This is a genomic window from Streptomyces sp. NBC_00028, assembly GCF_045041065.1.
Taxonomy (GTDB): Bacteria; Actinomycetota; Actinomycetes; order Streptomycetales; family Streptomycetaceae; genus Streptomyces.
Map to the genome: position 1 here is coordinate 6,860,617 of NZ_CP108293.1, position 12,363 is coordinate 6,872,979.

Here is a 12,363-nt window from a genome sequence, read left to right on the forward strand (position 1 = left end):
CGGCGCTCAGCGCACCGCCAGCCGCTGGAGCAGTCCCCAGGTGAACTCCGCCGCGCACTGACGGCGTACGCCCTCCGCGTCCGGGGCCGTGAACGCCAGCCCCCAGCGGGTGGGAGCCGTCCCCTCCAGGGGGCGGGCCGGTGCGAAGGCCCGGGCCACCTCGTCGACCGTGCACGACCAGGGGGTGAGGTCCTCCAGGGTCCGCAGCTCAGGACCGGGCGCCCCCGGTGTCCGGACCAGCCACTCGTTCCACACCGCCGTCCCGGTCGGCGCCAGCAGCACCTCGAAGCGCAGGTCCGGCCAGAGCGGCAGCGGCCACAGCCACGCCTCGCACTCCATGTCGCCGACCTTGCGGGTGAGCACCGACTCGGGTGGGCCGAGGACCGATCGGTAACGGGAGGCGGCGGCCCGCGCACGCGGGGAGCGCAGCATGGCCTGCCAGCGCTTGTTGGCCTCGCGCATCTCGGCGAGCGAGGCACCGAGTTCCCGGCGGGCGTCCTCGACCAGGTCCGGGTTGTGGTCGGCCATGCGGCGCAGCAGGACCAGTTGGAAGTCAGCGGGGCCGAAGGGGCTGGCGGGGGGCTTGGCGGAGGGCATGCGTCCCATGGTCGCCGACGCCGGCGCCGGGACGGCGGCCGTCGGGCAGAAACAGGACCGAGTTGACGTACCGCGGGCCCCGGAACGGCAGCACGCGGCGCAGCAGGCCGTGGGAGACGACGTACGAGGCGCCCTCCTGGTGGGCTTCCAGGGGGAAGGAGCGGAGCGGCACCCAGGTGTCGCCCGGCAGTACCCAGCCCGCGTAGCCGAGCAGCGACAGATACGTCACCACCGGGCCGATCGGCTGGATCCGCGACTCCAGCTCGACGAAGAGGGCGGGGCGGTCGCGGGCCAGGACGGCGGTCGCGCCGCGCAGCACCGCCAGCTCGCTGCCGTCCACGTCGACCTTCATGAACCCGACGTCCTTCAGGCCGAGTTCGTCGAGCGTGACGCAGCCGACGGACAGCGCCCGCTGATGGATGTCCCGGCGGACCAGCGACGACACCCCGCGCTCGCCCGTGTCGTCCGGCGGCAGCCAGAGCCGGGCGGTGCCGGGGCGCTCCGCCGCGGCGGCCTGGACGACCCGGACGTTGGGCGGGGCGGTCGCGGCGAGCAGCCGGGCCAGCCGCGGCACCGGCTCCACGGTCACCACCCGGTCGGCCCGCGCCGCGAGACGGCGCGTCCACGGCCCGTACCAGCCACCGACGTCCACGGCCGTGCCACAGCCCTCGGGGCACAGCTCGGGCAGCCGGGCCAGCTCCGGCTCGAAGCGCGGATAGACCGCCCGGGCGACGGCGGCCACCAGCCGGTCGGGCAGCAGCGGGGCGATGCGAGCGGCGAGCGTCACGACATCGTCCCTGTCATCCGTTTGAGCAGTTGCTCGTGTTCGTCGTCCGACACCTGCTCCCCGGAGGAGGGCAGCAACTGCGGGATGCCGTCCACGATCGGGTAACGGCGGCGCAGCCGCGGGTTGTAGAGGGCCTCGTCCGGCCCGACCAGGTGTAGCGGCCCCTTGTCGAGCGGGCACGCCAGGATCCGCAGCAGCGGGTCGTCGGGGTTCATGGGGGTGTCAACTCCTTGGCACCGATGGGGGGTTGAGGGTCGGGTTGCGGGTCGTGCTTGGGCATGGACAGCAGGACGGAGACGGCGAGGACCGTGCCCGCGAGCCGCAGCGCGAGGCGCAGCGGGTCGTGCGGCAGCGTCTCGCCGAACGACAGCGTGCCGAGCACCGCCGTGAACAGACACGTCACCGTCGTGCACACCGGCACGATCAGCGAGGCACGGCAACGCTGAAGCGCGGCCTGCGACATGACGAGCCCGAACGCGCCGGTGAAGAGCAGGAGATACGGATACGGCGAGCGCAGCACGTCAACCACGGCCGTCCCGAGCCCACTTGAGGTCAGCCGCGTGGACACCCCCTTGATGGCCAGCGAGCTCACGCCGTAGAGCAGGCCCACCGCCACGCCGTACTCGACACCCGTCGTCGGCAGCCGATGCCGGTGCCGGGAGCGGCGCTCCGCCGACCCGTACAGCCACACCCCGGCGGCCAGCGACGGCACGCACACCAGCAGGATCAGCGGATACGGCGCCGCCTGGCTCACCGCGTCCGCGCTCTCGTCCAGCGACAGCACCACCATCAGCAGCGCGCCGAGGATCGCCCCCAGCGCGTACCGCTCCCGCCCGGTCGTCTCCTCGCCCAGCAGCCGCGCCGACAGCAGCACCAGCAGCACCAGCCCCGAGACGAAGATGCCCTGCGCGGCGGCGATCGGCAGCGTCCGGTAGACCACGAGCTGCGCCCCGAACCCGGCGGCCAGCGCGAGCGAACCGCCGATCCACAGGGGGCTGCCGAGCACCAGGCGGAGCAGCCGTGCCGGTTCCCGGATCGACACCTCGGGCAACGACGTGAGCGCCCGTTTCTCCAGGACGAAACCGACGCTGTACAGGGTGTTCGCCAACAGGGCAGCCGCCACTCCCCACCACATGGTCCACGCCCCCTAGGTCTTTCGCGCGTGCAACAACAGGATCGAGGCGAGCGACGGTCTGCGACACGCCAGCCGGTCCAGCGGCCGCAGCGGACGCGGTACGCCGTGGAAGGGGGCCCCTTCCAGTCGTACGACGGTGAAGCCCGCCGCGGCGACGAACTCCCGCAGCGCACGCGCGGTGTAGAGCCGCAGATGGCCCACGACCTCGCGTCCCGGGCGCCCGTGGATCGCCCGCAGACTGACCTCGGAGAACACCGGCTGCACCCCGGCCAGCAGCAGGGCGCGGTTGTACCAGGCGGCCAGGTTGGGCGTGGACAGCAGGAGATGACCGCCCGGGCGCAGCACCCGGCTGATCTCGTCCAGCGCCGCGTCCGGGTCGACGAGATGCTCGATCACCTCGCTGAACAGCACGGCGTCGACGGACTCGGCCCCGAACGGCAGTCCTCCGCCGGTGAGTTCACCGCGCACGGCGTACGGCAGCCGGGTGCGGGCGCGGCGCAGGGCGTCCTGGGACCAGTCGACGCCGACGAGGTGGTGACCGGGGAGGAGGGGCGCGGCGGTGGCCGCGGCCGTTCCGTCGCCGCAGCCGATGTCCAGGATCGTCTGCGCGGGGCGCTGGTGGAGTGCGGCGGCCAGCATGCGGGCCTGGCGGAGGCTGCGCGGGGTGCCGGAGGCGACGGGGACGGCGGGGTTCTCGTAGAAGTCGCGCAGTTCACGGGGCTTGGCGGCGGCGCGGTCGGTCTGGGCGGTGGTCATGACTGCTCCACGTCCGTGGTGTGCAGGTAGTGCTCGAACAGGTCGCGCAGATGGGCGCCGTCGCCATGGCTGAGCAGGGACCGTGACCAGCGCAGGGCGAGATGCAGCCGGCCGGCCGTGGACGCGGTCGTGACGGTGAGGCCGCGCGGCATCCTGGCCGGCGCCGAGAACCACACCGCGTGCGCGCGGCCCGCGTCCTCGCCGAAGTCGAGGGGGTAGGGGATACGGCCGATGTTGCTGAGGAGGGTCGTCGACGTCCAGGGGGCGGCGGCCCGGCGCAGACCGCGGGTGAGCGCCGCTCGCCAGGCCACGGGGGTGACGGGGGCGGTGAGGATTGCCGCGCCGTGGCCGAGCTGGGGGCGGGGGAGGGACTTGAGGGCGCGGGTGCGGGTCGCGGTGCGGGTGAGGAGGCCCTGTATGTCGGCGGTCGCCAACTCGTCCGGCGCGAAGGGAACTTCGACCAGGCGGGTACCGTTCCCGATCGGCATGGTCGTGTCGCGCGGGCGGTCGTCCACCGGCATGGTGATGCGGAGGGGGCGGGGGCGGGCGCCGTGCTCCCTGTTCCAGTGGGCGATCGTCAGGGCCGTGGAGACCATGAGCTGGTCGTTCACGGTGTAGGGGGCGCCCTTGGGGCGATGGAGGAGCGGGAGTTCGGTGACGAGCAGGCCGTTGCCGGGGGAGGGCTCGGGGGTGCCGGGGGCCACTCGGGCGGGGGGTGACCAGTTGGAAGGGGTGCCGGTGGGGTCGGGTTGGGGTTCGGGGGTGCGGGTGGGGGGTGCGGTGGGGGAGTTGTCCTTGCCGCTGTAGATCTCGGCGGCGGTGGCGAGGACGCGGAGGCAGGCGGGGCCGTCGAGGGCGGTGTGGTTGATGGTGAGGAACAGGACCGTGCCTTGGGGCTGGGCGGGGGTGGGGGTCGCTTGCCCGCGCTCGCGGGGTGCCGCTGCGCCCACCCGTGCCGCCCCAGCGGCACGACTGCCAGCAGCTGCGGCAGGGGAAGTGACAGTTGTGGCAGCGGTGTCGGCACGACTGCCGGCAGCTGCGGGAGGGGAGCTGGTAGCTGCGGCAGCGGTGCCGGTAGTGCCGACGGCGTCTGTCGCCTCGCTTCCCTCCACCCGGCCGACTCGCTCCACCACCTCCAACCGCACCGGCGGTGAATCCGTCAGCGGTGGAGCCGTCGTCAGCGCGCGCGTCCTCGCGTCCCGCAGCGCGTCCCTCCCCGGTGCCGGGAACGTGACCACCTCCACGTCCGGCCGCTCGGTCAGTTCCCACGCGTAGCGGCGTCGGTACCAGGGCCCCTGCGCCTCCCGCATCAGGATGCGGGGGTGGCGCAGGAGGGCCTCGTGGAACGCCTTGCGCAGGCCCGCCGGGTCCAGGCGGCCCGGGAGGTGGACCTCGATGTGGACGGTCTCCGGCTCCTCCTCCTGGAGGCAGTGCCGGGCGACCTCGTCCACCACGGGGAACGGGATGGTCCGCACGCTCACGCCTTCTCTCCCCCCTCGAACCTGGGCAGCACCCGCGTCGGCGCCTCCGCCCCGCCCGCGTCCCCGTCGTCGTCCGGATCGCGCACGCTCACCACCGCCGCGAACAGGCCGATCAGCGCCAGCAGCTGGGCCACCCGACCGAACGCGCCCTCGCCCGCCGCCACCGGCTCGCCCGCCCCGGTCGCCGCCGCGATCCCCGCCCCGGCGAGGGCCACGAACGCGATCGGGACCAGCCAGGCATGGCGCCGGTACGCGAGCAGCGCCAGCGCCGGGACCAGCAGGGCGAACCAGCCGGCGATCAGCACCCCCACCACGGTGAGCGCGACCGTGCCCAGCCACAGGCCCGGCGGCGGGGCCACCGGCTGCGGGTCGTCCGGGTTGGGGGAGCGGCGCCGCCACAGGGCGAGGCCCAGCAGGAGCAGCAGCGCGATACCACTGCCGATGAGCGCGCCGTCGTAGGTCACCGCCGGTTCGTACGACAGCTTGACCGTGCCGCCCGCCCCGTCCGGGATCCGCCAGCCCTGCTGCCAGCCGTCGAGCCGCACCGGCGACAGCTCCTTGCCGTTCAGCGTGGCCTTCCAGCCGTCGTTGTAGTTCTCGTACGTCGTCAGGTACATGGCCGCGCCCGAGCCGACCGTCGCCTCACGGCGGTCGCCGAGCCAGTCCCGTATCCTCAGCTCCCGGCTCGCCGCGGTGGGCTCGGTGACCGTGCCGCGGGTCAGGGTCACGTCGGTGAGGGTCAGGGGCCCGGCGTCGCCGCCCTCGACCCGGTGGGCACCGGCCGACAGTGCCAACTCGGCGTTCTTCTTCCCTTCCTGACAGAGCGTTACCGCGACCGGTCGGCGCTCGCGCAGGTCCGCCACCGTTCCCTTCACGCTCGTCCGGTACAGCTCGCCGTCCACCGACACCACCGGTCCCTCGCCGCAGGGCAGGGAGAACGTCCGGGTGTCGCGGGGCTGGGGCGTGCGGTACTGGTCGAGGGAGGGGATGTAGGCCTCGGTGAGGCCGACCGGGAGGCGCAGGTTCTCGTCGACGACCGGGTTGTAGAGCGTGACCGGTGCGGTGTCGGTGACGGTGATGTCGAGGTGGTCGGTGGTGATGGCCGGGAAGCGGACCCAGCCGTTCTCGTCGACGCCCGCGGTCGTGGAGCCGTCCGGGGAGCTGATGTCGACCTGGGTGGGGCGGGTGGCGAGGCCCCCGGCGGGGGCCAGGACCAGTTCGCTCACCGGCTGTTTGCCGTCCCAGCTGAGGTGGATGGTGGGGCGGTCGCCCGCGATCCACGCCGTGGTCAGGTCGCCGTCGGTGAGGTTGCGGGCCGACAGGCCGGTGCCGAGGGCGGCCGTGGAGTCGGCGGTGGCGACGATGCGGTTGTCCTGGTCGGGGGCGACCTCGTACAGCAGCTTGTCGAGTTCCGGGCCCGGCACGGTGGTCGCGCTCGCCTTCACCTCGTACGTCCCCGCCGTGGCCGTCGAGAAGCGGCGGTGCAGACCGGCCTCCGTGCCGTCGGCCGCCCGGTGCAGGGAGATCAGGTCGGCGTCGGCGGCGGTGTCCTCGGCGTCGGTGGGGAGCCGGAGGAGCCGGGTCACCTGGACGTCGGGGAGGTCGATCTCGGAGAAGCCCGCGCCCAGCAGCCCGGAGCGGCGTTCGATCGAGTCGAGGATGGTCAGCTTCATCCAACTCGTCGGCCCGGGCGGTGCCTTGACCGACTGCGTCATGCCGTCGGGGCGCAGGAAACTGGTCCGCGAGCCGTTCTCCGTCTCCACCCGCACCTCGGTCGGCGCCGCGCGCACGCTCTCCTGCGGCAGCGGTGTCACCTTGAACGACGACGGCATGTCGTACGCGTCGTCCGTGAACCCGATCCGCAGCCACTGCCCGTCCGCCGAACCCAGCGAGCCCTCCACCCACGCCGTGTCGGGGTTGCCGTCGAAGGCGTTGACGGGGTCGAACTGCGGGAGATGGAAGAGCCAGTTGCCGTACGAGGACGCCGTCACCGAACGCGCGCCGCGCAGTTGGGCGACCGTCTGGTGGTCGATGCCGGTCGTCGGCAGGATCTGGTGCGGCTTGTCGCCCGCGTCCTCGGAGGCTTCCGGCGCGTTGCGCTCACTACTGGTGTACGTGTACGACGTGTTGGCGTTGACCAGGCCGAACCGGGTGTCGGCGCGGCGCAGTCCGTCGCCGGTGATCTGGAGCTGCGGGGTGCCGAGCCCGGGGTGGTTGTCGCCGGTCAGGACGGTCGCCCTGCCGCGCAGTTCGGATGCCAGCGGCAGCAGCGACTCGGGGCCGCCGGAGACGGCGGCGGTGTCGGCGACCGGCAGCAGCGCGGCGTGCCCGGGGTTCGTGGTGCCGTCGGGCGGCATATAGATCTCCACCGCCCGCTGCCTCGGGTACAGCCCCTCGACCGCGAGCGGGGCGTCGTGCACGATCCGGCCGCCGGTCATGATCGGCCCGTAGCCGATGACCCGCTTGTACCCGGACTGCTCCAGCGTCCGCTTGACGACCGTCGTCGGCACATAGCCGATCTGATCGGGGTCGAGGTCATTACGGACGACGATGTACCGAACACCCGACCGGGCCAGGAAGTCGGCGAGCCCGGGGACCTCGCCGCCGCTCGTCAGGGCGTCCTCCACGGCGTCCATGGCCCGCCGGTTGCCGGCCGTGCCGAAGGGGACGTAGTCGCGTTGCGCCCAGCGGGACTTGGCGACCACGTCCAGCGGCTGGTCGATGGTCGAGCCCCAGGTGTAGATGCCGTGCGCGGTCGCCGGGACGACCAGGGCGCGCGCGTCGGGGGAGAACTTCTCCAGCCAGGTGGCCGTCGATTTCCAGTACTTGGGGATCTCCTGGAACGAACCCGGGTTCAGGATCGACCCGTTGAGATACGGCCACATCAGCCCCGGCAGGATCAGCACGGCGGCGACCAGCGGAGCGAACCGCCGCCCCCGCACCGGCCGCGCCCCGCGCGTCTCGGCGGCGACCCCGACGAGATGGGCGAGCCCCAGCACCAGGGCCAGCGCGAGCCCCGTCTGGAACTTGTAGATGTTCCGGAAGGGCGCGAGCCCCCCGTTCAGCCAGTCCTGCACGACCCCGTGGAAAGGCGCCCCGAACCCGCCGCCGTACCCGGCGAGCAGGATCAGCGCGGCCACGATCACCGTCAGCGTCAGCCAGCGCCGCTCCGGCAGATCCCGCCGCGCGAGTCCCGCGAGCCCGAGCCCGGCGGCCAGCGCCGAGCACACGATCACGATCACCGAGGAAGCGACCGTCCACCCGGCCGGCAGCCACGCCTCACCGAAGTGCAGATACGCGACCCAGTTGCCGCCGCCGCGCAGCGCCTCCGTCGCCGACATGGTCTCGGTGGTGGTCTGCGCGCTCTCGACGTACGGCAGGAAGTTCTCCCCGTAGACGCCGAGCAGCAGCAGCGGGATCCACCACCAGGCGGTCGCGAGGATCACACCGGGCACCCACCAGGCGAGCAGCTTTCTCTGCCGGGGCCCGGAGGGCCGGGTGAGCAGATACAGCCCGACGGGCAGCAGCGAGGCAAGAGTCGCCGCCGCGTTGACGCCGCCCATGAACGGGATGACGAGCGCCGACCGCACGGCGGCGACCCGGGCGCTGTACCGCTCGTCGACCAGCGGCAGCAGCACCCAGGGCAGAAAGGCGCCGGGCAGGGCGGCGGCCGAGGTCGACCCGATGACGATGGTGAAGACCGGCCAGAGCGCGTACGCGAGCGCGGCGAGCAGCCGTGACGCCCCGCTCCCGATCCGCAGCCGTTCCGCGAGCCGCAGCGCACCCCAGAAGGCGACCGACACGATCAGCGACAGCCACAGCCGTTCCGCCAGCCACACCGGCAGCCGTACGGCGTCGGCCAGCCAGTAGAACGGCAGCATCGGCCACAGATAGCCGGCGTACTGGTCGGAGATCCCGCCGAACGACCCCTGGTCCTGCCACAGCTGCCCGAGATCCGAGAAGAAGCGACCCGGGTCGACGGTGACACCCAGCTTGGTGTCGAAGGTCTGCCGCCCCGGATGCACCGCCAGCAACAGCACGAACACCACGGCCCAGAACCCCACCAGCCACCGGCGCGACCGCGGGCCCTCCGGCGGGCCCGACCTGCGCGCGGTGGAGGGGACGGCGGCCGGAGGAGGGGCCTGGACCGTGGACGTCGTCATGGTGGGCACCGCCGGAGGATGAGGAGGAGGTTCCAGGTGGCCACCTCGCGGATCCCGGGCGCCTTCACCACGGTCTCGGCGAGGAACGGCCAGTAGCGGGAGCGCGCCGAGACGACCCTGACGTCGTCACGGGCGCGCACCTGCCGCAGGGTCGGGCCGATGTGCACGGCGAACAGGTTCTCGCCGAGGGTGTGTTTCGCGGCCCTTCCGGTACGGCGCCGATAACGGGCCCGCGCCCGCTCGGCGCCCAGATAGTGCCAGGGCGCCCACTCATGACCGCCCCACGGGGACAGCCAGTTGGTGAACGACAGATAGATCAGCCCACCGGGCCGCGTCACCCGCACCAGCTCGCTGACGAAGGTCTGCGGATCGGCGACATGCTCAAGGACGTTGGAGGAGAAGGTGACGTCCGCGACCCCGTCGTACAGCGGCAGCAGATACCCGTCGGCGATCACCGCCCCGTCGGGCGGCTTGGCGCCGAGTTCCTGTACGTCGGGTTCGAAGAGGTAGGCGTGGGCGCCGCGCCGCCGGAACTCCTCGGTGAAGCATCCGCTGCCACCGCCGACGTCGACGACGGTACGGCCGGTGACGGGGCCGTCGTAGGCCTCGACCTGGTTGACGGAGTCGCGGGCGAGGAGTGAGTAGCAGGCTTCGGGGTCGTCCTGCTCGCTGAGGAAGGCACGAAACAGGGCAACGGATCTACGAATCGAGGGGTCCTTCATGCCGCTGAAGGGGCGCGGGGAACTGCGCGACCAGCCACGACGCACCCGCAGCCGCCTCACGGTCCCCAGCCCCTCACCGCCTCCGCAGCAACAGCCCGGAACTGTCTGACGGACCGCTCCCAGCGAAAACGCGCCGCATGTTCCCGAGCCGCCTTGCCCATCAACTCCCGCCGCTCACCGGACAACGCGAGGGTGCACCAGGCAGCGGCGAACGAGGACTCCCCGCGCGCCAGCACACCCGTCTCCCCGTCCACGACGGAATCCCGAAGCCCGGGCACGTCGAAGGCGATCGTCGGCGTCTCGCGGGTGGCGGCCTCGGTCACGACCAGCCCCCACCCCTCCACCGCCGACGGATGCATCAACAGCCACGCCTCGCACAGCAGCCGATGCTTCTCGGCCTCGGAGACATGGCCTCTGAACTCCACTCCAGGACCGGCGAGTTGCTCCAGCCGCTCCCGTTCAGGACCGTCCCCGACGATGACAAGCCGCCCGCCGGTCACGGGACGCACCCGCTCCCACAGCCGCAACAGCAGATCGATCCGCTTGTACTCGACCAGCCGGCCCACGGCGACGAACAACGGCTCGGGCGACCGGTCGGCCCGCGGCCCGGGCTCTTCGACTCCGTTGTGGACGACGCGGATACGCTCACGCTCCACCCCGATCGCCCGCAGCGCGTGCGCGGTCGACGGCGACACGGCGACCAGCAGACTCCGGTGCTGCGCACCGGTCAGCGCCCAGTGCTCCAGTCTTCGGCCGAGCCGTGCCGCGGGGGCCATCGGGCCGCCGAACCGCATCTTCCACAGATCGGTGTGGACGTGGTTGACCAGGCACAGCGTGGGACCGCGGTGCCACAGGGGCGCGAAGTACGGCATCCCGTTGCAGACCTCGACCAGCAGATCGCAGTCGCCGACCTGACGGGAGAAGGCCGAGCGGGCGCGCAGGAAGTGACCGAGCTCGCCGCCCGCGGAGACGACCCGGTAGTCGCGGTACGACGCGGGACCGCCGCACAGCAGGGTGACCTGGTGACCGAGCCGGGTGAGACCGTCGGCCAGCCGGTCGACCAGGAGCTCGGAGCCCCCGGCGGCCGGGTTGCCCAGATCACGATGGGCGAGGAAAACGATTCGGCGCGGAGGTGGGGGGAGCGCCGAGGGGTGCTGCGATGCCGGGGTGTGCGTGGCGCGCAGCGACGAAGGCACGTGCTGGGGCATGCGTGCTCCAACTCGTCTCAGGGTGCGGAACTTGAAGCGTGGGGAGGTGCTTTGTGTTCCTGTGGGGGATGTGAGTGCTTCCTACGAGGACGGTGTGGGCGGACTGTGCCCGGGTGGGGGTGGACAGTTTTCGCCCACCCGTTCCTCATTGCTACTCACCGGGATGACAATTTCCGGGCTTATTAGAGCTGACGTCACGTCACATCGTGAGCGTGGGATCGGGCGTATCGGAAGAACCGGGATGCCGCCTCCCGCGTACCAACAAAACGGAACCGGCCACCACCAGGACGAAGCCGCCCACGGCCGCCCCGATCGGCAGCGTCACACCGATCGCCTTCAGCTGCCCGCTGTCCCTTTTGGCCTGCTTCACGGCGTCCTTCTGCGTCGCCGTGGTGAACGCGATCTTCTCGCTGTCCAGCAGCACCACCGCGTCCTTCTTCGCGCCCGGCGCCCGCAGCGTGCGCTTCGGGCCGACCTGTGCGTAGATCACCCGGCCGGTGCGCTGGTCGACGACCAGCTCGATGCCGTGGTTGGAGTACCACTCCTCGGCGAGCACCTGCGGCTGGTTCTTCAGGCCGACGATGCTGCCCGGCACCAGCCGGGTGCCGACCTTCGCCGGGGCGACCGTGCCGGTGAACCGGTAACCCGTGTACCCCTGGACCTTCCTGGTATCCCGGTAGGTCAGCACGACCGTCGAACCGAGGGAGTTGTCCCACCACTGGTACGAGCGTTTCTGCACGTCGAAGGGGAACTTCAGATACGCCTCGCCCTCGATGTACGGCTTCTCGCCGCAGCAGTGGACCGGCTTGGTCGTCTCGCGGTTCATCACCCAGCGGTGCGGGATGAACTCCAGCGCGTCATGCGGATCGGAGGCCGGCAGCGACTTGTCGGTGTCGACCGTGGTCGTCACGTCCCAGACCGCGTCGCCGCTGCGCTCGCTGTCCTCGACGTTGCCGCGCACCCGCTGGGTGACGGTGATCTCCTGGCCGGGCACGGTCTCGACCTTGTCGGTGTCGAAGACGCTGCCGGTGCCCTTGTAGACGGCGGTCTGATCGATGTCGATCGGGTTCACGGCGGCCCGCGGGGTCACATACCACGCCAGCAAGGGCGCCAGGACCAGCAGAAACGTACCGAGTCCCAGCAGAATCAGGGAAAGAGGAGAGGCTGTACGGCGCATCCGGGCACTCCAGGGGCGTGAGGGTACGGAGTTCGGGCCGCTCTATGGGCCGGGAACCGTAGAGCCGTCTTGACGAGGTGTCAATCTCATGTCGACACTGGGGCGGACCGTCAGGGTGGAGCGCGCCGGGGTGGGGACCGCCGGAAGAGAGCCACTGAGGCCACTGAGAGGCTGACCCTGCGATGTCCAGACTGCTTGCCGCCGCGTTGACCGTCGTGGCCGCCGCCGTGCTCGCCGTGGGTGCCGCGCTCGGCATCGTCGCCCTGCTCGACGCCACGCCCGACCAACCGAACACCCCCTTGATCACCTATGAGCAAGCGGGCCAGGGGAGTTGACC

General features: G+C 71.9%; 11 protein-coding genes. 1 reads left to right on the forward strand and 10 read right to left on the reverse strand.

Going from position 1 to position 12,363, the window contains the following annotated elements:
- Positions 1-6: 6 nt before the first annotated feature.
- The 10 genes from OG885_RS30820 to OG885_RS30865 form a co-directional block, all read right to left on the reverse strand.
- Positions 7-606: a hypothetical protein gene (locus OG885_RS30820; RefSeq protein WP_405737546.1), complete on the reverse strand. Its 600-nt coding sequence runs from the start codon at positions 604-606 to the stop codon at positions 7-9.
- Entirely contained in the window at positions 554-1,384 is an 831-nt protein-coding gene (locus OG885_RS30825) for an FkbM family methyltransferase (RefSeq protein WP_405737547.1), read from the reverse strand. Before OG885_RS30825 ends, OG885_RS30820 begins: the two co-directional genes overlap by 53 nt.
- On the reverse strand, positions 1,381-1,599 hold the full coding sequence (locus tag OG885_RS30830) for a Trm112 family protein (RefSeq protein ID WP_405737548.1): 219 nt from the start codon (positions 1,597-1,599) through the stop codon (positions 1,381-1,383). The genes OG885_RS30825 and OG885_RS30830 overlap by 4 nt, the downstream gene beginning before the upstream one ends.
- Positions 1,596-2,507: a hypothetical protein gene (locus tag OG885_RS30835; protein ID WP_399957273.1), complete on the reverse strand. Its 912-nt coding sequence runs from the start codon at positions 2,505-2,507 to the stop codon at positions 1,596-1,598. Before OG885_RS30835 ends, OG885_RS30830 begins: the two co-directional genes overlap by 4 nt.
- A gap of 24 nt (positions 2,508-2,531) precedes the next feature.
- The gene (locus OG885_RS30840; RefSeq protein WP_405737549.1) at positions 2,532-3,275 is read right to left on the reverse strand and encodes a methyltransferase domain-containing protein; all 744 of its coding nucleotides are present in this window, start codon (positions 3,273-3,275) and stop codon (positions 2,532-2,534) included.
- Positions 3,272-4,756 carry a condensation protein gene (locus OG885_RS30845; protein ID WP_405737550.1) on the reverse strand — a complete coding sequence of 495 codons (1,485 nt, stop codon included), beginning with the start codon at positions 4,754-4,756 and terminating at the stop codon, positions 3,272-3,274. Before OG885_RS30845 ends, OG885_RS30840 begins: the two co-directional genes overlap by 4 nt.
- Positions 4,753-8,919, reverse strand: coding sequence for an alpha-(1->3)-arabinofuranosyltransferase family protein (locus tag OG885_RS30850; RefSeq protein WP_405737551.1), 4,167 nt, complete (start codon positions 8,917-8,919; stop codon positions 4,753-4,755). The genes OG885_RS30845 and OG885_RS30850 overlap by 4 nt, the downstream gene beginning before the upstream one ends.
- Positions 8,916-9,641, reverse strand: coding sequence for a class I SAM-dependent methyltransferase (locus OG885_RS30855; RefSeq protein ID WP_405737552.1), 726 nt, complete (start codon positions 9,639-9,641; stop codon positions 8,916-8,918). Before OG885_RS30855 ends, OG885_RS30850 begins: the two co-directional genes overlap by 4 nt.
- 56 nt (positions 9,642-9,697) lie before the next feature.
- Positions 9,698-10,849 carry a glycosyltransferase family 4 protein gene (locus OG885_RS30860; RefSeq protein WP_405737553.1) on the reverse strand — a complete coding sequence of 384 codons (1,152 nt, stop codon included), beginning with the start codon at positions 10,847-10,849 and terminating at the stop codon, positions 9,698-9,700.
- A gap of 199 nt (positions 10,850-11,048) precedes the next feature.
- A complete protein-coding gene (locus tag OG885_RS30865) occupies positions 11,049-12,026 on the reverse strand; it encodes a DUF3068 domain-containing protein (RefSeq protein ID WP_405737554.1) in 978 nt (325 codons plus the stop codon).
- A gap of 182 nt (positions 12,027-12,208) precedes the next feature.
- Here OG885_RS30865 and OG885_RS30870 point away from each other — a divergent pair, with 182 nt between their 5' ends.
- Positions 12,209-12,361, forward strand: a complete 153-nt coding sequence (locus tag OG885_RS30870) for a hypothetical protein (protein ID WP_165951142.1) — start codon at positions 12,209-12,211, stop codon at positions 12,359-12,361.
- Positions 12,362-12,363: the final 2 nt, after the last annotated feature.

Coding starts and splice junctions, on each gene's coding strand:
- OG885_RS30830 (WP_405737548.1), bottom strand. CDS start 1,599: ATGAACCCCGACGACCCGCTGCTGCGGATCCTGGCGTGCCCGCTCGAC.
- OG885_RS30855 (WP_405737552.1), bottom strand. CDS start 9,641: ATGAAGGACCCCTCGATTCGTAGATCCGTTGCCCTGTTTCGTGCCTTC.
- OG885_RS30850 (WP_405737551.1), bottom strand. CDS start 8,919: ATGACGACGTCCACGGTCCAGGCCCCTCCTCCGGCCGCCGTCCCCTCC.
- OG885_RS30820 (WP_405737546.1), bottom strand. CDS start 606: ATGGGACGCATGCCCTCCGCCAAGCCCCCCGCCAGCCCCTTCGGCCCC.
- OG885_RS30840 (WP_405737549.1), bottom strand. CDS start 3,275: ATGACCACCGCCCAGACCGACCGCGCCGCCGCCAAGCCCCGTGAACTG.
- OG885_RS30865 (WP_405737554.1), bottom strand. CDS start 12,026: ATGCGCCGTACAGCCTCTCCTCTTTCCCTGATTCTGCTGGGACTCGGT.
- OG885_RS30860 (WP_405737553.1), bottom strand. CDS start 10,849: ATGCCCCAGCACGTGCCTTCGTCGCTGCGCGCCACGCACACCCCGGCA.
- OG885_RS30870 (WP_165951142.1), top strand. CDS start 12,209: ATGTCCAGACTGCTTGCCGCCGCGTTGACCGTCGTGGCCGCCGCCGTG.